Below are 18047 nucleotides of genomic sequence, written 5' to 3'. Positions count from 1 at the left end.
GCGAGCCGCCAATAGGCGCGGCTGGTCGCCTCGGCATCCGAGCCTTCCATCATGAAGGGCAGCTCGAAGACCTCGGTGCGCGGGAAGCGGCCCGGCGTGTAGCCCGCGACGGTCCAGACGATGTCGATGGTGCCGTCGATCACCTGGTCGATCAGCTGCGGCGGCGCACCGCCCAGCTGCATGGCGGGAAAGCGCTGGATCTCGATCCGGCCGTCCGAGGCCTCCTCGATCCCGTCCGCCCAGACATCCAGCACATGCATCGGCACAACCGCCTGCGGCGGCAGGAACTGGTGCAGCCGAAGCGTCACCTCCTGCGCCGAAACGGCCCCACCCCAAACCCCCAGCCCAAGCGCCGCAGCGCCGAGGTTCAGAAAAGCGTGTCGCGTCATCTCGGTTCATCCTCCCTTGGTGACCGGGCTGTGCGTTTGCGTTGCGTCCCGATTCCGGCGGGACGCTATACCACGGACCGGCAGCGACCAAGCCCGGAGCGACCCCGGGCACCGCGCCACCGGCTAGACCGCGGCGAAGGCCCGTGCGCGGTCCCTGAACCAGGTGACCTGTTCGGGGCGGGGGCAGACGCCGGTGAAGGCCTGCAGATAGGCCGGAACCCGCGCAAGGCGTTCCTCGAGCGTCTCGTTCAGCTCGAGCGCGTAATAGCCGATCTGCTGGTAATAGAGGACGCGGGCGCGGATGTCGGCTTCCTCGGGCGGATAGCCGTGGCGGGCGAACATCTGGGCCAGCGCCCGTGTCCGGGCGGTGTCGGAGCGGTCGATCACCGCGCGCACCTGCGGATCGCGGCGGGCCCATTCGCGGACTGCGAAATCGAGCCGGTGGTTGAAGCCCGCGGGGTCCACGACACACAGGAAGAAGCCGTTGACCGCGTCGATGATATCCTCGGCGGGCAGGCGGGTGTGGGCGATCAGGATGCCGGTGTTCGTCCGCTCCCATTCGGCCAGAAGCTGCGCGAGCAGGTCCTTGCGGCTCTTGAAATACCAGTAGAAGGACGAGCGCGAGACGCCCAGACGGTCGCCGATGGTCAGGATCTTCACCTCGGACACGCCGTCCTCGACCAGCAGTTCCATCGCCACGCGCAGCCAGTCCTCGCGCGTGACCTTGGTGTTGCCGGGCAGGCAGTCTTCCGTGGGGTCCGCGGTCATGGTCTCAGCTTTCCGGCGGCGCGCCGCCCTCGGCGCTGCGCCGGGCGATGAAGGCGTCGATCCGGGCAAGCCGGTCGGGCGGGGTCATGACCTGCGCAGGGGCGGCGAGGATCGCTTCCCAGACGGCGGTCGCCCGCGTCGAGGCATCGAGCGCGCCGCGCTCGGTCCAGCTGCCGAAATTGGCGTAGTCATGGACGACCGGTTCGTAGAAGGCGGTGGCGTAGCGCGCCATGGTCTGCGGCGCGTCGAAGAAATGGCCCATGGGGGCCACCGCGGCCAGCGCGCTGTCGAAGCCGATCTCGTCTGCGGTGGCGCTGGCCCCGGCGCAGAGCTCGGCCACCATGTTCAGCACCTCCACGTCGGTGATGAGCTTTTCGTAGGACACCGTCAGCCCGCCCTCAAGCCAGCCTGCGGAATGGATGATCACCGTGGCCCCCGCCAGCAGGCAGCCCCAGAGGCCGAACTGGTTCTCGTTCGCCGCCTGCGCGTCGTTGCTGTTGGCGGCCGAGCCCGCCGCCGAGCGCCACGGCAGGCCCAGCATCCGCGCCATCTGCCCCGCCATGAGCGAGGCGTGAAAATGTGCGGGCGTCCCCAGCGCGGGCGCGCCCGAGCGCATGTCGACATTCGAGGTGAAGGTCCCGTAGCAAACCGGCGCGCCGGGCCGCGCAAGCTGCGTCAGCGTGATCGCGGCGAGGCATTCGGCATGGGAGAGCGTGATCGCGCCCGCCACCGTGATCGGGGCCATCGCCCCCATCAGCGTGAAGGGTGTCACGATGGAGAGTTGCCCGGCCTTCGCGAAGTCGATCAGACCCTGTGCCATCGGCACATCCAGCGTGCGGGGGCTGTTGGTGTTGATGATCGTGTAGCCATGGACCGCGCTGCGGAAATCCTCGTCGGAAAGGCCGCGGGCCATCGCCAGCATCTCGAAATTGTCGAGGGTCTGGGGCGTGCCGCGGGCGAAGAGAAAGGGGAACTTGTCGGTCAGCGCCACTTGGGTGCGGGTGGTGAAATAGTGGCGCAGATGGGGGGGCACGTCCTGCGGCTCGACCGAGGGGCTCATCATCTGGAACACGTCGTAGTGATGCGCGATGCGGGTGTAGTCGCGGTAGTCGCTCGCCCCACCGGGGCGGCGGCCGCGCCTGAGGTCGGTCGCATGGGGCGCGCCCGCGCCGGGCTGGAAGGTCAGCGCGCCGGGCTCGAGCGTGATGTCGCGCTCCGGCGCTCCCGCGTGGCAATGGATCGACCGCGGCGCGGTGGCGAGGGCCGCCTCGACCATCTCGCGGCCGATGAAGACCATGTCGCCCTCCACCCGCGCGCCGCCCTGCTGGAAGAGCTGCCGCGCCTCGGGCAGAAGCACCTTCATCCCCAGCTCTTCCAGCAACCGCAGCGCCGCGGCGTGCATCGCCGCCGCCTCGTCGTCGGAGACGGCGTTCATCACCGGGAAGGGGTTGCGCAAGCGCCGATACTCGGTGTCGCGCATGCGGGGCGGGGCGCTGCCCTGCGCACGGCCCCGCCGCCGGGGGCCGCGCGTGATGTCGGCGGCGGTCATGCCGGTTCCGCTGCGGGCAGACCGCGCATCGCGCGGCCCTCGGGGTCGTAGGGCGAGGGCGGGATGACGGTTGCCGCGCGTTCCACGCCGACGACATGGACCGAGAGCTTCGTGCCCGGCGCGGCATGGGCCGCATCGACCAGCGCCATGGCGAGCGATTTGCCGGTCGTGTGCCCGTAGCCGCCCGAGGTGACGAAACCGATGCGGGCCTCGCCCGCCCAGACCGGCTCGAACCCGCTGGCGTCGGCACCCTCGGCGTCGATCTCCAGCGTGACGAGCCGCTTCGCAGGCCCGTTCCCGTCGCGTTCGGCCAAGGCCGCGTCGCGCCCGATGAAATCGCCCTTCTCCCAGTCGATCCAGCGGTCCATGCCGGTTTCGCCCGGCGTGTAGCCCTGGGTGAATTCCGCCGACCAGATGCCGAAGCTCTTCTCCAGCCTGAGCGAGAGAAGCGCGTTGAAGCCGATCTCGCGGATGCCGTGATCCGCCCCCGCCTCCAAGAGCGCGCGGCGCAGCGTGATGTGGTCGCCGTAGCGGCAATTGATCTCGTAGCCCAGCTCGCCGCAGACGCTCATCCTTGCGACGCGCGCGCGGATCATGCCGATGTCGAACTCGCCCACGCCCATGAAGGGCAGGGCGGCGATGTCGCCCTCGGTCAGGCGTTCGATGACCTTCAGCGAATTGGGACCGGAGAGCGAGAAGCCGCAAACCTCCTCGCCGAGGTCGCGCACCGCGACGCCCTCTTCGAGGTGGTCGTCGAACCAGCGCATGTGCCAGGCCCGCAGGTAGTAGGAGCCCATGATCCAGAACGTCCCGTCGCCCCAGTTGAAGACGGTCAGATCGCCCTTGAGCCGCCCGTTGGGGGCCAGCATCGGCGCAAGCTTCGCACGGCCCGGTTTGGGCAACTTCGAGGCCATCAGCCGGTTCAGCCACGCCTCGGCCCGCGGCCCCGAGACCTCGAAGCGCGAGAAGGCCGAGATATCGAGAAGCCCCACGGCCTCGCGCGTGGCGCGGCATTCCTCGGCGACGATCGGATGCGCATTGGACCGCTTCAGCGTCGGCGTTTCGGTAAACCCCTCGGGCGCGAAGTAAAGCGGCACCTCCATGTCCCAGCTGGTGCCCCAGACGGCCCCCGCCGCGTCCATGTCGCTATAGGCGGGCGCGCGTTTGAGAGGGCGGCCTGCGGGCAATTGCTCGTTGGGGTAGGTCATCACGAAGCGGCGGGAATAGAACTGGCCCGTTGTCTCCCGGATATACCGCTTGTTCTCGGCCCAGCGGCCATAGCGCGCCACGTCCATGCACCAGGCGTCGGCCTCGGGCTCGCCGTGGATCATCCATTCGGCCAGCGTCTTGCCCACGCCGCCCCCTTGCAGGAAGCCCGCCATCACCGCGCAGGCCGACCAGTAGCCGCGCTTGCCCGGCACCGGGCCGACCAGCGGGTTGCCGTCGGGGCTGAACGTGAACGCCCCGTTCACCCAGGTCTTGATGCCCGCGTTCTCGGCGGCGGGGTAGCGCGAGAAGCCCAGCACCAGCTCGTTCTCGATCCGGTCGAGGTCTTCCGCGAACAGCTCCATCCCGTAGTTCCACGGCGCGCCGTCCATCGCCCAATGCTCGTGCTGAACCTCGTAGATGCCGATCAGGATGCCCTTCTGGTCCTGCCGCATGTAGGTGAAGCCTTCGAGGTCAACGGTCATCGGCATCTCGAAATCGCAGGCGGCGACCTCGGGGATGGTGTCGGTGATCAGGTAATGGTGCTTGAGCGGCGAGACCGGCAGCTCCACCCCCGCCATGCGCCCCACCTGCTTCGCCCAGAGGCCCGCGGCGTTGACCACGTGTTCACAGGCGATGTCGCCCTTGTCGGTGTGGACGATCCAGCCCTCGGCGGTCTGGGTCAGGCGCTCGACCTTGGTGTGTTCGAAGACCTGCGCGCCGCGCATCTTCGCGGCCCCGGCATAGGCGTGAACGGTGCCGGTGGTGTCCACATACCCCTCGCGGTCGGCCCACATGGCGCCGAGGATGCCGTCGGTCGACATGATCGGGCAGCGGTCCTGCGCCTCTTGCGGCGTCAACAACTCGCAATCCTCGATCCCGATGGACTGGAACACGCGATAGGCCGATTGCAGCCACTCCCACCGTTCGGGCGTGCCCGCCAGCGTCAGCCCGCCGGTCATGTGCAGGCCGATGTTCTGGCCCGACTCGCGCTCGATCTCGGGCAGAAGGTCGATGGTATAGGCCTGCAGCGCCGCCATGTTCGGATCGGCGTTCAGCGCATGGATACCGCCCGCCGCGTGCCAGCTGGAGCCCGCCGTCAGAACCGAGCGTTCCAGCAGGCAGACATCGGACCAGCCGAATTTCGCAAGGTGATAGAGCACCGATGCGCCGACGACACCGCCGCCGATGACGACGACACGATAGTGGGATTTCATGGCCGGACCCTCCGCTGCGACCCTTGTTGCGGGGAACGGTAATCCGCTCTGGACATACCTGTCCAGAGATCTTTGCGCAGGTCGTCAGCGCGCCTTGCGCGCCACGGAATAAAGGCCTGTCAGCGCAAAAGCCGTCGCCGCGACGCAGACGATGGAGGGCCCCGCGGGCGTGTCGAGGACATAGGCCGCCCGCAGGCCGACAAGGGCGGAGGCCGCGCCGATGCCCGCCGCGATCAGCGCCATCGCCTCGGGCGTTCTCGCCAACGGCCGGGCCGCGGCGGCTGGCACGATCAGCATGGCCGCGATCAGCAGAACGCCCACGACCTTGATCGCCACCGCCACCGTGATCGCCAGCGCCAGCGTCAGGATCAATTGCTCGTGCCGCGGGTTGATCCCCGCCGCATGGGCCATGTCGGGGCTGAGCGTCGAGGTCAGCAGCCGCGACCAGCGCCAGCCGATCAGCCCCACGACCAGCGCGGCCCCGCTCCAGATCACGCCCAGATCGCCGCGTGAGACGGCAAGGATGTCACCGAAGAGATAGGCCATCAGGTCGATCCGGATGCCCGACAGGAAAGACACGGCCACAAGCCCGAAGGCCAGCGCCGAATGCGCCAGAACGCCCAGCAGCGTGTCCATCGCGTAGCCCCGGCCCGACAGCGCGCTGACCGTCAGCGCCATGGCCAAGGCCACCGCCATCGCGCCCGCGAAGATCGACAGCTCGAGCGCCAGCGCCAGCGCCACGCCAAGGATCGCGGCATGGGCCGTCGCGTCGCCGAAATAGGCCATGCGCCGCCAGACCACGAAACTGCCAAGGGGGGCGGCGGCAAAGGCCACGCCGATGCCCGCCAGCGTTGCGCGGGTCATGAAATCGTCCAGCATCACTCGGCCGCCTCGGTCTTGTGGTCATGCGGATGGGCGTGATCATGGGAATGCCCGTGGTCATGCCCATGATCATGTTCATGCCGGTAGAGCGCCAGCGCCCCGCCCGTGCCGGTGCCGAAGAGCGCCCGGTATTCCGGGGCGGAGGAGACGATTTCGGGCGTCCCCTCGCAGCAGACATGGCCATTGAGGCAGATCACCCGGTCGGATGCGCTCATCACGACGTGCAACTCGTGGCTGATCATCAGCACGGCGCAGCCGGTCTCGCGCCGCACCTGTTCGATCCGGCGGTAAAAGGCCGCCGATCCGGGCTGGTCAAGGCCCTGCGTCGCCTCGTCGAGCAGCAGGATATCGGGCCGGTGGATCAGGGCATGGGCCAGCAGGACGCGCTGGAACTGACCGCCCGACAGGCCCGACATCTGTTGCCCCGACAGGTCGGGCACGCCCGCCTGCTCCAGTGCGCGAGCGCAATCGGTGCGGCTGATGCCGCCCGGCAGGCGCAGGAAGCGCTCCACCGTGATCGGCAGGGTCGGGTCGATGTGCAGCTTTTGCGGCACGTAGCCCAGCCGCAGCCCCGGCTTGCGCGTCACCCGGCCCGCGGCGGGCTCCACCGCGCCGATGATCGCGCGCAACAGGCTGGTCTTGCCCGAGCCGTTCGGCCCGACCACCGTGACGATCTCGCCCGGCTCGATGGTCATGTCGACATGCGCCAGCGCCATGTGCCCGCCGTAGCGGACGCTCAGGTTCTCGACCGTGATCAGGCTCATGGCGCGGCCTTTTCCGCGCAATCGGGGCACAGCCCCTCGGCCTCGACCACGGCGCGTTCGATGGTGAACCCGACGGCGCGCGCCGCCTCGCCCAATGCGCCGCGGGCAGGGGTGGCCTGCGCCTCGGCGACCGCGTCGCAGGCGCGGCAGATCATGAAGGCGGGCGAGTGGCTTGCGCCGGGATGGGCGCAGGCGATGAAGGCGTTCAGCCGCTCGATCCGGTGCGCGAAGCCCTGCGCGACAAGAAACTCCAGCGCGCGGTAAGCCACCGGCGGTTGCGAGCCGAAGCCGCCCTCGCGCAGCCGGTCCAGCACCTCGTAGGCCCCGAGCGCGCGGTGCTCCTTCAGCAGGCACTCCAGCGCCGCGCGCCGCACGGGCGTAAAGCGCAACCCCTCGGCGGCGCAGCGCGCCTCGGCCTCGGCCAGCGCGCTGGTGACGCAATGGGCGTGGTCATGGCTGCCGAAACCCACGGGGTCGGCCCCGTCGGCGTGGTGCGGTGGGCTTGTCATGTTATTTCATATCATGTATCGGACCGTCACTGTTATAAAATCACATGGAGTTGGGAATGTCCAGAAAGCCCCTGACGCTCGCCGCCGCGACCGCCGTGATCGCCTCGCCCGCATGGGCCGAGGTGCCGCGGGTGGCGGTCGACATCGCGCCGGTCCATTCGCTCGTCGCGCGGGTGATGGAGGGGGTGGGCACGCCCGACCTGATCGTCGCACCGGGCGCAAGCCCTCATGAATACAACCTGCGCCCGTCCGAGGCCTCGGCCCTGCAGGAGGCCGAGATCGTGGTCTGGATGGGCGAAGACCTGACGCCCTGGATGGAGGGCGCGGTCGAGACGCTGGCCGGTGACGCGACGGTGCTGACCCTGCTGGAAAGCGAAGGCACGGAGCTTCTGCCGTTCCGCGAGGGGGCATTGTTCGAGGCGCATGTCCATGGAGAGGGACACGACGACCACGGGCACGACGACCATGGGCACGACGACCACGGGCACGACGACCATGGGCACGACGACCACGGGCATGACGACCATGGGCATGACGACCATGGGCACGACGACCACGGGCACGGCGACCACGGGCACGACGACCACGGGCACGACGACCACGGGCATGACGACCACGGCCACGATGACCACGCCCATGGCGCGCATGATCCGCACGCGTGGCTCTCGCCCGAGAACGCGGCGCTCTGGCTGAACACCATCGCGGGTGCCCTTTCGGCGGCCGACCCCGACAACGCGGGTGCCTATTTCGCCAATGCCGCCGCGGGCCGGGCCGAGCTGGAGGCGCTCTCGGCCGAGGTCGAGGCGATGCTCGCCCCCGTCCGGGGGACGGGTTTCATCGTGTTCCACGACGCCTACCAGTATTTCGAGGCCAGCTTCGATCTGCCCGCCTCGGGCGCGATCTCGCTGTCCGACGCGACCGACCCCAGCCCCGCGCGCATCGCCGAGATCCAAGCCCGCGTCGCCGAGCAGGGCGTCGCCTGCGTGCTGTCGGAACCGCAGTTCGACCCGGGCATCGTCGCCGCCGTGATGGAAGGCGCCGAGGCGCGGACCGCGGTGCTTGACCCGCTCGGCTCGACGCTGGAACCGGGCCCTGCGCTTTACGGCGATGTCATCCGGGGCCTTGGCGAAACCCTCGCCGCCTGCCTGTCCGAGGGTTAAGGGGCCTTCGACGTCTCGGGCGGCGCGGTCGGCGCGCCGTCCGGCGCGTCGTCATAGATCGACCAGCCATACGCCCCGCCGCTGGGCGGCAGATCCTCACCGCGCAGGTTGCGGGCCATGTAGGCCTTGGCGATGAAATTCGCCGTGATCGGCGCGGTCAGGAACAGGAAGAGCGAGATCAGAAGTTCGTGGATCGAGATGTGTCCGGTCTTGGCGTAGAAATAGATCATCGAGGCGATCAGAACGCCGCCCACGCCCAGCGTGGTCGCCTTGGTCGGCGCATGCAGGCGTTGCATCGTGGTCCTGAGCTTCACCAGCCCGTAGGAGCCGACGAAGCCGAAGAGGCCGCTCATCACGAGCGCCAGCGAGATCAGGAGTTCCGCGGTCTGGCTCATTTGGGTCTCCTCACTCGATGATGTCGCCGCGCAGCAGGAAGCGGCAATAGGCGACGGTCGAGACGAAGCCGACCATGGCGATCAGCATCGCCGCCTCGAAATAGACCGCCGTGCCGCGCCAGATGCCGTAAAGCACCAGAAGCGCGATGACGTTGATCACCATCGTGTCCAGCGCAAGGATGCGGTCAGCCGAGCTTGGCCCCTGCGCGATGCGCCACAGGTCGAGCAGAAGCGCCACGCCGTAGCACAGGGCTGCGAAGAGAAGGGCGTATTCGATCATGGAAAGATCTCCTTCAGGCGGGCCTCGTAGCGCGACTTGATGTCGTCGCGCACGGCGTCCGGGTCGTCGGCATGCAGGCAATGGACAAGGATCGACCGGCCATCGGCGGCCAGCGTGGCCGAGACGGTGCCGGGCGTCATGGTGATCGTGCCCGCCAGCACGGTGATGGCTTCGGCCGAGGTCAGCTCGATCGGCACCGGAATCCAGTGCGAGCGGATCGTGCGCTCGCGCTTGAACAGGATGATCATGGCGACCTGCACATTGGCCACGACGATATCCCACAGCACGATCAGCCCGTATTCGACGATCTTGAGCGGCCGTGCGATGCGGGGCCGGTCGGGCCAATAGGCCTTGGTCAGCATCGGTATGGCAAGCCCGAAGCCCGCCCCGAGGATCAGGTTGCCCAGCGTGAAGGTGTTCACCAGCCCCAGCCAGACAAGGATCAGCGTGAGGCTGAGAAGCGGGTGGGGGATCAGGCGCATCAGCATTGTCTCAACCCTCCGTCTCGGGCGTCAGCACGGCCGTTGTATAGCCCGCACGGTCGTAGAGCTGCGCCGCGGTGTCCTGCAGGTAGGACGAGAGCGGCCCGGCGAAGACCGCCAGCAGCGCCAGCACCGCAAGCCCGGCCATGGCCGGCGCGACCTCGAGCGGGCGGGCGGCTGCCGCGACGGGCGTGTCCGTCTCGGGCGCGGGCGTGGCGGTGGATTTCCAGAACAGCACGCTGCCCGCGCGGGCGAAGCCCAGGATCGTTACGAGCGAGCCCGCCAGCACCGCCGTCCAGGCCCAGCCGATGGTGCCGGGCGCGCGCAGCGCGTCGAGGACCAGCAGCTTGCCGAGGAAGCCGGAGAGCGGCGGCATGCCCGCCATGCCGATGGCCGCGGCGAAGAAGAGCGCCGCGAAAAGCCCGTTCTGCACCGTAGGCGGCCGCGGGGTCAGCGTATCGCCCGCCCGCCGCCTGACGACGAGGTCGGCCACGAGGAACAGGCAGGCCGCCGCGAAGGTCGAGTGGACGAGGTAGTAGAGCCCCGCCGAGGTCGCCTCGGGCGTGAAGGCCGCCAGCGCGATCAAGAGCGTGCCCATGGACCCCAGCACCGAGAAGGCGATGAGCGGCATCAGCCGCCGCGCGCCCAGCACGCCGAACGCGCCGATGGCGATGGTGATGATGGCGGCGGGGAAGAGCCATGTCGCGGCCAGGTCCTCGGTCCCTTCGATGCCGGGGCCGAAGGACACGGTATGCACCCGCAGGATCGCGTAGGCGCCGACCTTGGTCATGATGGCAAAGAGGGCCGCGACCGGGGCAGGGGCGTTGGCATAGGTGCCGGGCAGCCAGAACTGCACCGGGAAGAGCGCGGCCTTGACCGCGAAGACGATCATCAGGAGCATCGCGGCCACGCGCACCAGCGCCGCTTCCTCGGGCGGGATCGTGGCCACCACGCGCCCGATGTCGGCGATGTTCAGCGTGCCGGTCGAGGCATAGAGCGTCCCGAGCGCGAAGAGGAACAGGGTGGAGCCCGCAAGGTTCATCACCACGTATTGCAGCCCCGCCTGCATCCGCGCGCGCCCGCCCGAATGGATCATCAGGCCGTAGGAGGCGATCAGCAGCACCTCGAAGAAGACGAACATGTTGAACACGTCGCCGGTCAGGAAGGCACCGCAGATGCCCATCAGCTGAAACTGGAACAGCGCGTGGAAATGCTTGCCGCGCGCGTCCCATCCCGTTGCGATGGCATGGATCAGCACCAGCAGCGCCAGCGTCGCGGTCAGAAGCACCATCAGCGCCGAGAGCCGGTCGAGCACCAGCACGATGCCGAAGGGCGCGGGCCAATCGCCCAGACGGTAGACATGCGTCGCCCCGTCGGCGGCCATGCCGAACAGCCCCAGCGCCACCGCCAGCAGCGCAACCGTCCCCGCGACCGAGGCCGTCCGCGCCAGCACGATGTCGTGCCGCATCACGAAGCCGATCAGCGGTGCCAGCATCGCCGGCAGCACGACGGGTAGGATGATCCAGTGCATCAGGCGTCCTCCCCTTCCGCGGCGGCGTCAAGATCGACGCGGTCGGTGTCCGCCTCGAGGTAGGAGGCAAGGCCGATCATCACCAGAACCGCCGTCATCCCGAAGGAGATCACGATCGCGGTCAGGACGAGGGCCTGCGGCAGCGGGTCGGTGTAGCTCGCCTCGCCGTATTTCGACAGGATCGGCGACTGGTCGATGGCCAACCGCCCGCTGGCGAAGATGAACACGTTCACCGCGTAGGACAGGAGCGCCAGCCCGAGGATGACGGGGAAGGTGCGCAGCCGCAGCAGCAGGTAGACCCCGCCCGCGGTCAGCACGCCCACGGCACTTGCAACGACGATCTCCATCTCAGCGCCCCTCCGTCGCAGGGTCTGTCACGGTGTTTGCCGCGGTGTTTGTGGCGACATGCGCGCCGGGGTCGTAATCCATCGGTCCCTCGTTCACCGTCTCGCCCGCGAAGCGCGCGATCCGGCTCAGGCTGTAGAGCATCAGCATCACCGCGCCCAGAACCGTCAGGAAGACGCCGAGATCGAAGAGCATGGCGGTGGCCAGCTCGAATTCCTCGATGGGGGGCAGGTGAACGTAGGTATAGGCGCTCGTCAGGAAGGGTTGCCCCGCCAGCCACGCGCCCGCACCGGTCAGCCCCGCGATGACGACGCCGAGGCCGATCATCGTGTGATACTCGATGCGCTTGCGCTCCTGCGTCCAGGCGAAACCGCTGGCCATGTATTGCATCAGGAGCGCGATGGCGACGACCAGCCCCGCGACGAAGCCGCCGCCCGGCTGGTTGTGGCCGCGCAGGAAGATATAGGCCCCCACCACGATGGCGATGGGCATCAGCACGCGGGTGACCACCACCATCATCAGCGGGTGCCGGTCGCGCGAGCGGTCCTGCGCATAGTCCATGGTCTTCAGCCGCCGCGCCGCGGGCCCGTCCAGCAGCGCATGCATCAGCGCGTAGATCAGGAAACCCGCGATCCCCAGAACGATGATCTCGCCATAGGTGTCGTAGCCGCGGAAATCCACGAGGATGACGTTGACGACATTGGTGCCGCCGCCGCCCTCGTAGCTGTTCTCGATGTGATAGCCCGAGATCGTCTCGATGTCCCGCCGCAGGAAGGCCCAGGCAAGCCCCCCCACACCCGCGCCCGCCGCCAGCGCGATGGCCCCGTCGCGCAGCTTCAGGCCGATGGGGCTTTCCTTGGGCGTTTCCTTGGGCAGGAAATGCAGCGCCAGAAGAAGCAGCATGATGGTCACGGTCTCGACCGAGATCTGCGTCAGCGCAAGGTCGGGCGCGGAGAGATAGACGAACCCCGCCGAGATCGACAGGCCGATGATCCCGATCAGCACCAGCGCGCGGAAGCGGTTGTGGTGCATGGTCACGACGGCCACCGTCGCCACGATCAGCATGACCCAGCCCACCGCGATCACGGGCGGCACCACCAGCAACTCGCGCGTTGTCTCGGACAGGCCCGAGCCGCGATAGGCGATGTAGCCGAGCGTCACCGAGGCGACGGTGAAGATGGCGAGGTAGCGCGAGATCGCGCCGTTATGCGCGCCCTCGGTCGCGCTGCGCGACAGCGCCACCGCGCCCGCGATCAGCCGGTCGAAGATCGCCTTCGCCTCGGGGCGGGGGGCCTTGATCCAGGCCGCGTCCAGCGGGCGGTGCAGGCTCAGAAGAACCGCGCCGCCCAGAACCGCGATGACCGACATGTAAAGCGCGGGCGTGACGCCGTGCCAGATCTTCAGATGCGGGTGCAGATCGGCCCCGGTGACGGCGTTGGCCGCGGCGGTCACGATCCCCTCGGCAAGGAAGGGGGCGACACCGATCACGACGACCAGCGTGGCCAGCAGCGCGGGCGCGGCCCACATGCCGAAGGGCGGATCATGCGGCTTGTGCGGGTAGTCGTCGCGCACCGGGCCAAGGAAGACGTGGGACACGAAGCGCAGCGAATAGGCTACCGACAGAAGCGCGCCGATGGTCGCCATGACGGGCACGGCATAATGGCTGCCGAACCAATCGGTGTGCGAGGCCTCCTCCAGCATCATCTCCTTCGACAGGAACCCGTTCAGAAGCGGGATGCCCGCCATCGACAGCGCCGCGATGGTGCCGATCCCGAAGGTCACCGGCATCAGGTGCCGCAGGCCGCCCAGCCGCTTGATGTCGCGGGTGTGGGTCTCGTGATCCACGATCCCCGCGGTCATGAAGAGCGCGGCCTTGAAGGTCAGGTGGTTGATGATGTGAAAGACGGCGGCGACGGCTGCGGCCTGCGTGCCGAAGCCCAGGAGCATGGTCAGAAGGCCAAGGTGGCTGACCGTCGAGAAGGCGAGCAGCGCCTTCAGGTCATCCTTGAAGAGCGCGATCAGCGCGCCCAGCACCATGGTCACAAGCCCGGTGGTCGTGACGATGTAGAACCACGCGTCGGTCCCCGCGAGAACCGGCCACATCCGCGCCATGAGGAACACGCCCGCCTTCACCATTGTGGCCGAATGCAGGTAGGCCGAGACCGGCGTGGGCGCGGCCATCGCGTGCGGCAACCAGAAGTGGAACGGGAACTGCGCCGACTTGGTGAAGGCGCCCAGAAGGATCAGGATCAGCGCGGGCAGATACATCTCCGAGGCGCGGATCGCCTCGCCTGCCTGCAGGATGTCGGTCAGGTTGTAGCTTCCCGCGATATTGCCGAGGATCAGCATGCCGCCGATCATTGCAAGGCCCCCGGCACCCGTGACCGTCAGCGCCATCCGCGCGCCTTGCCGTCCCTCCGGCAGGTGCTTCCAGTAGCCGATGAGCAGGAAGGAGCTGAGCGAGGTCAGCTCCCAGAAGATTAGCAGAAGCAGGATGTTGTCGGAAATCACGATGCCCAGCATCGCGCCCTGGAAGAGCAGCAGGTAGGTGTAGAACTGCCCCATCGGGTCATCGCCCGACAGGTAGAAGCGCGCGTAAAGCGTGATCAGCAGGCCGACGCCCGTGATCATGCAGGCAAAGAGCAGCCCCAGACCGTCGAGGAAGAAGGAGGCCGACAGCCCAAGCTGCGGCAGCCAGTCGATCTCGGCCGTGATGACCTCGCCCCGCAGCACGGCGGGGGCGAGGATCAGCAGCATCACCAGCGCCAGCGCCGTGGGCACCGCCGCGGTCCACGCGCAGACGGTGCGGCCCGCGCGGATCATCAGCCCCGGAAGAAGCGCGCCGACGAATGGCAGCAGCGCGATCAGAAAGAGGAAATGGCCCCCTGCGCTCATCTGGTGTCCCTTGTGTGCCGTCTTGTGCATGCACTGTTATCGGCACGCGGTCAGGTTGTAAAACGTCACGATCGGCGGGTGTATAGGTAGAGCGGCCCAATGCCGCGGGCTGGCCCCGTCTCAGGCGCTGCGCAACTGGCGGCGGATGTCCTGCGGGCTTGCCCCGAACTCAGCCCGGAACCGCCGCGTCATCGCCGAGGCGTCGGCGTAGCCCACCCGTCCCGCGATCTCGGTCACCGACAGCGGGCTGTCCTGCACCAGCCGCCAGGCCTCGGACATGCGGATCGCCGTGTAGACGCCTTGCGGCGAGCGGCCCGCCGCCGCGCGGCAGCGCGCCTCGAGGCCCCGCTGGCTGATGCCGAGGCGGCGGGCAAGCTCGGGGATCGGCAGGGGCTGCTCGACGTGCCGCCGCATCAGCGCCGCCGCGGCGCGCAACACCCGGTCCCGCGTCAGCCCCGGCAGGTGCGGCCCCGCCTCGGGGCGCTCGCCATGCATGAAGAGCGCCGAGACATCGAGGCTCAGTTTCGGCCCGTGATGGCGCGCGATCAGCTCCAGCATCAACTCCAGCGTCGTGGTCGCCCCCCCGCAACTCAGACGGTCGCGGTCGATGACCGTCCGGTCGCGCAGCACCTGAACCTCGGGGTAGCCCTCTTCGAACTCGGTCAGCACGTCCCAATGCGAGGTCGCGCGATACCCGTCCAGCAGCCCCGCCGCGGCCAGCAGCAGGCTGCCGGTATCTAGCCCAGCCACCGCCCGACAGCGCCGCGCCGCCGAGCGCAGCGCGCGCAGCGTGTCGGGCGTGGCCAGCTGGCGATGCCCGTAACTGGGCATGACCAGCAGGTAATCGGCCCCCGGCATCCGCGACAGGCGCATCCCCGGCGTGACGGGCAGGCCGCTCGACGAGTGCAACTGCCCGGCCCCGAGCCCCAGATAGGTCCAGCGATACAGCGGTTTGCGCGCCAGCGTGTTGGCCGCGCGCAAGGGCTCCACCGCATTGGCGAGGCAGAGGTTCGAGAAACTCGGGAACAGCAGGACGGCAACCTCGATCATGCGTGCAATTTTCGAATCCTGCAGGATTATCGGACAAGTCTGCATGATGTCGCCCCGCGCGGCTTCCTAGCAATGAAAAAGATGCAGGGAGGGCGTCATGGATTTCGGACTGACAGCGGAACAGGAGATGATCGTCACCACGGTCCGCGACTTCGTCGAGGCCGAGATCTACCCCCACGAGGCCGAGGTCGAGCGCACGGGCGAGGTGCCGCCGGAGCTTGCCGCCGATATCCGGCGCAAGGTCATCGAGATGGGCTTTTGGGCCTGCAACTTCCCGCAGGAGGTGGGGGGCGGTGGCCTGAACCATCTCGAGTTCACGCTGGTCGAGCGCGAGCTGGGCCGCGGCTCCATGGCGCTGACGCATTTCTTCGGGCGGCCGCAGAACATCCTGATGGCCTGCGAGGGCGACCAGCGCGACCGCTACCTTCTGCCCGCCGTGCGGGGCGAGCGGATGGATGCGCTTGCCATGACGGAACCCGACGCCGGGTCGGACGTGCGGGGAATGAAATGCACCGCGCTGCGCGATGGCGGCGATTGGGTGGTGAACGGCACCAAGCATTTCATCTCGGGCGCCGATCACGCGGATTTCTTCATCGTCTTCGTCGCCACCGGCGTCGATGAAACGCCCCACGGGCCGAAGAAACGGATCACCTGTTTCCTCGTCGACCGCGGGCATCCGGGCTTTACCGTGCGCGACGGCTACAACTCGGTAAGCCATCGCGGCTACAAGAACTGCATCCTTGAATTCGACGACTGCCGCCTGCCGGATGCGCAGGTGCTGGGCGCGGTCGACGGCGGCTTCGAGGTGATGAACACCTGGCTTTACGCCACCCGCCTGACGGTGGCCGCCTTTTCCGTCGGCCGCGCGCGGCGCTGCTTCGACATGGCCGTCGACTGGGCCGCCGAGCGACGGCAGTTCGGGCAACAGATCGCCAAGTTCCAGGGTGTCAGCTTCCAGGTCGCCGACATGGTGACCGAGATCGACGCCGCCGACTGGCTGACGCTGGCCGCCGCCTGGCGGCTGGACCAAGGCCTTCCTGCCAACCGCGAGATCGCCTCGGCCAAGCTCTACGCCTCCGAGATGCTGGCGCGGGTGACGGACACGACGCTGCAGATCCATGGCGGCATGGGGCTGATGGACGATCTGCCCATCGAACGCTTCTGGCGCGATGCCCGCGTCGAACGGATCTGGGACGGAACCTCCGAGATCCAGCGCCACATCATCGGGCGCGAGATCTTCCGCCCGAAGGGCGCCTGAGATGCAGCCGCTCTCGCGCCTGATGCGCCCCCGCTCCATCGCCGTGGTGGGGGGCGGGACATGGTGCGCCGCCGTGGTGGCGGGCTGCCGCAAGATCGGCTTCGCCGGGCCGGTCTGGCCGGTGCATCCGGTGAAGGCAGAGGTCGCGGGCTTGCCCGCCTTCGCCTCGGTCGCCGATCTGCCGGAAGCCCCCGATGCCGCCTTCATCGGCGTGAACCGCGAGGCCAGCATCGAGGTCTTGCGCGCGCTCTCGGCCATGGGGGCGGGCGGCGCGGTCTGTTTCGCCTCGGGCTTCCGCGAGTCGGTCTCGGAAACCGGCGATGGTGCTGCGCTCGAGGCCGCGCTGGTCGAGGCTGCGGGCCCCATGCGCATCCTCGGGCCGAATTGCTACGGCTTCCTCAACCTGCTCGACGGCGCGGCGCTCTGGCCCGACCAGCACGGGGCGGAGCGGGTGGAGACGGGTGTAGCAATCGTAACTCAATCCTCCAACCTCGCCCTGAACCTGACGATGCAGGCCCGCGGCCTGCCGCTGGCCTATGTCGTCACGGTCGGCAACCAAGCCCAATCGGGCCTGCCCGAGATCGCCGAGAGCCTGCTCGAGGATCGCCGCGTCACGGCCCTTGGCCTGCATGTCGAAGGGGTGGGCGACCTTGCGGCCTTCGCCGCCATGGCCGCCCGCGCGCGCGCCATGGGCAAGCCCGTCGTCATCCTGAAATCCGGCTCCTCCGAAGGTGCGCGCGCCGCGGCGCTGTCGCACACCGGCTCGCTTGCGGGCAGCGACGCGGGGGCGGGGGCGCTGTTCGAGCGGCTGGGCCTCGCGCGGGTCCGCACGCCCGCCGAGATGGTCGAGGCGCTGAAACTGCTCCATGCGCTCGGTCCCTTGCCCTCGGGGGACATCGGCGTCCTGTCCAGTTCGGGCGGCGAAGCGGGGATCATCGCCGACATGGTGGAGGGCCGCGCGCTGCGCTGCCCGCCCCTGACCGAGGCGCAGCGCGACGGGTTGCGCGCGGCGCTCGGCCCCAAGGTGGCGCTGGCCAACCCCTTGGATTACCACACCTATATCTGGGGCGACCGTGCCGCGCTTGCGCGCGTCTTCACCGCGATGTGCGCGCCCCATGTCGCCATCGGCGTGGCGATCCTCGACTTCCCGCGCCCCGACCGCTGCGACGCCTCCGCCTGGGAGATCGTGATCGACGCCTGCGCGGATGCGACGGCCGCCACCGGCGTCCCCATGGCGATCCTCTCGAGCCTGGCCGAGACCATGCCCGAGGCGACAGCGCGGGCGATGCTGGCGCGGGGCGTGGTGCCCCTGGCGGGCTTCGCCGAGGGGCTGGCCGCGCTGGAGGCCGCGGCGCGGCTGGGGCAGG

16 protein-coding genes and 1 pseudogene are annotated in these 18047 nt (G+C 68.7%); 3 read left to right on the top strand and 14 right to left on the bottom strand.

Annotation, left to right across the window (positions count from 1 at the left end):
- The 7 genes and pseudogenes from QQK83_RS15910 to QQK83_RS15880 all read right to left on the bottom strand — a co-directional run.
- A pseudogene (locus tag QQK83_RS15910) lies at positions 1 to 389 on the bottom strand (C4-dicarboxylate ABC transporter); the annotation flags it as partial.
- A gap of 123 nt (positions 390 to 512) precedes the next feature.
- On the bottom strand, positions 513 to 1157 hold the full coding sequence (locus QQK83_RS15905) for a TetR/AcrR family transcriptional regulator (RefSeq protein ID WP_284265969.1): 645 nt from the start codon (positions 1155 to 1157) through the stop codon (positions 513 to 515).
- A 4-nt stretch (positions 1158 to 1161) separates the two neighbouring features.
- Complete coding sequence (locus QQK83_RS15900) at positions 1162 to 2706, bottom strand: trimethylamine methyltransferase family protein (protein WP_284265967.1); 1545 nt, start codon at positions 2704 to 2706, stop codon at positions 1162 to 1164.
- On the bottom strand, positions 2703 to 5129 hold the full coding sequence (locus QQK83_RS15895; RefSeq protein WP_284265965.1) for a GcvT family protein: 2427 nt from the start codon (positions 5127 to 5129) through the stop codon (positions 2703 to 2705). The genes QQK83_RS15900 and QQK83_RS15895 overlap by 4 nt, the downstream gene beginning before the upstream one ends.
- A gap of 84 nt (positions 5130 to 5213) precedes the next feature.
- Positions 5214 to 6008: a metal ABC transporter permease gene (locus tag QQK83_RS15890; RefSeq protein WP_284265963.1), complete on the bottom strand. Its 795-nt coding sequence runs from the start codon at positions 6006 to 6008 to the stop codon at positions 5214 to 5216.
- Entirely contained in the window at positions 6008 to 6775 is a 768-nt protein-coding gene (locus tag QQK83_RS15885; RefSeq protein ID WP_284265961.1) for an ATP-binding cassette domain-containing protein, read from the bottom strand. The genes QQK83_RS15890 and QQK83_RS15885 overlap by 1 nt, the downstream gene beginning before the upstream one ends.
- Positions 6772 to 7284 carry a helix-turn-helix domain-containing protein gene (locus QQK83_RS15880; protein WP_284265959.1) on the bottom strand — a complete coding sequence of 171 codons (513 nt, stop codon included), beginning with the start codon at positions 7282 to 7284 and terminating at the stop codon, positions 6772 to 6774. The genes QQK83_RS15885 and QQK83_RS15880 overlap by 4 nt, the downstream gene beginning before the upstream one ends.
- Positions 7285 to 7340: 56 nt before the next feature.
- Here QQK83_RS15880 and QQK83_RS15875 point away from each other — a divergent pair, with 56 nt between their 5' ends.
- A complete protein-coding gene (locus QQK83_RS15875) occupies positions 7341 to 8444 on the top strand; it encodes a zinc ABC transporter substrate-binding protein (RefSeq protein WP_284265958.1) in 1104 nt (367 codons plus the stop codon).
- Here QQK83_RS15875 and QQK83_RS15870 read toward each other — a convergent pair.
- The 7 genes from QQK83_RS15870 to QQK83_RS15840 all read right to left on the bottom strand — a co-directional run bounded on the left by QQK83_RS15870 (position 8441) and on the right by QQK83_RS15840 (position 15422).
- Positions 8441 to 8839: a Na+/H+ antiporter subunit G gene (locus QQK83_RS15870; protein WP_284265956.1), complete on the bottom strand. Its 399-nt coding sequence runs from the start codon at positions 8837 to 8839 to the stop codon at positions 8441 to 8443. The two genes, QQK83_RS15875 and QQK83_RS15870, sit on opposite strands and share 4 nt — an antisense overlap.
- Positions 8840 to 8849: 10 nt before the next feature.
- Positions 8850 to 9119: a K+/H+ antiporter subunit F gene (locus tag QQK83_RS15865; protein WP_284265954.1), complete on the bottom strand. Its 270-nt coding sequence runs from the start codon at positions 9117 to 9119 to the stop codon at positions 8850 to 8852.
- The gene (locus QQK83_RS15860) at positions 9116 to 9607 is read right to left on the bottom strand and encodes a Na+/H+ antiporter subunit E (protein WP_284265952.1); all 492 of its coding nucleotides are present in this window, start codon (positions 9605 to 9607) and stop codon (positions 9116 to 9118) included. The genes QQK83_RS15865 and QQK83_RS15860 overlap by 4 nt, the downstream gene beginning before the upstream one ends.
- Positions 9608 to 9611: 4 nt before the next feature.
- A complete protein-coding gene (locus QQK83_RS15855; RefSeq protein WP_284265970.1) occupies positions 9612 to 11135 on the bottom strand; it encodes a monovalent cation/H+ antiporter subunit D in 1524 nt (507 codons plus the stop codon).
- Positions 11132 to 11479 (bottom strand): Na+/H+ antiporter subunit C, encoded by a 348-nt coding sequence (locus tag QQK83_RS15850; protein ID WP_284265950.1) that lies wholly within the window; start codon positions 11477 to 11479, stop codon positions 11132 to 11134. The genes QQK83_RS15855 and QQK83_RS15850 overlap by 4 nt, the downstream gene beginning before the upstream one ends.
- Position 11480: 1 nt before the next feature.
- A complete protein-coding gene (locus QQK83_RS15845; protein ID WP_284265948.1) occupies positions 11481 to 14372 on the bottom strand; it encodes a monovalent cation/H+ antiporter subunit A in 2892 nt (963 codons plus the stop codon).
- Positions 14373 to 14492: 120 nt separating this feature from the next.
- On the bottom strand, positions 14493 to 15422 hold the full coding sequence (locus QQK83_RS15840) for a GlxA family transcriptional regulator (RefSeq protein WP_284265945.1): 930 nt from the start codon (positions 15420 to 15422) through the stop codon (positions 14493 to 14495).
- Between the two features lie 97 nt (positions 15423 to 15519).
- Here QQK83_RS15840 and QQK83_RS15835 point away from each other — a divergent pair, with 97 nt between their 5' ends.
- Together QQK83_RS15835 and QQK83_RS15830 are read left to right on the top strand one after the other, a co-directional pair.
- Positions 15520 to 16680 carry an acyl-CoA dehydrogenase family protein gene (locus QQK83_RS15835; protein WP_284265943.1) on the top strand — a complete coding sequence of 387 codons (1161 nt, stop codon included), beginning with the start codon at positions 15520 to 15522 and terminating at the stop codon, positions 16678 to 16680.
- 1 nt (position 16681) lies between these two features.
- Positions 16682 to 18047, top strand: a 1366-nt coding sequence (locus QQK83_RS15830) for a CoA-binding protein (RefSeq protein ID WP_284265940.1), incomplete at its 3' end; no start/stop codon positions are given.

Source organism: Roseicyclus amphidinii, from assembly GCF_030163755.1.
GTDB lineage: Bacteria > Pseudomonadota > Alphaproteobacteria > Rhodobacterales > Rhodobacteraceae > Roseicyclus > Roseicyclus amphidinii.
This window is presented reverse-complemented; position numbering and strand designations above follow the sequence as displayed.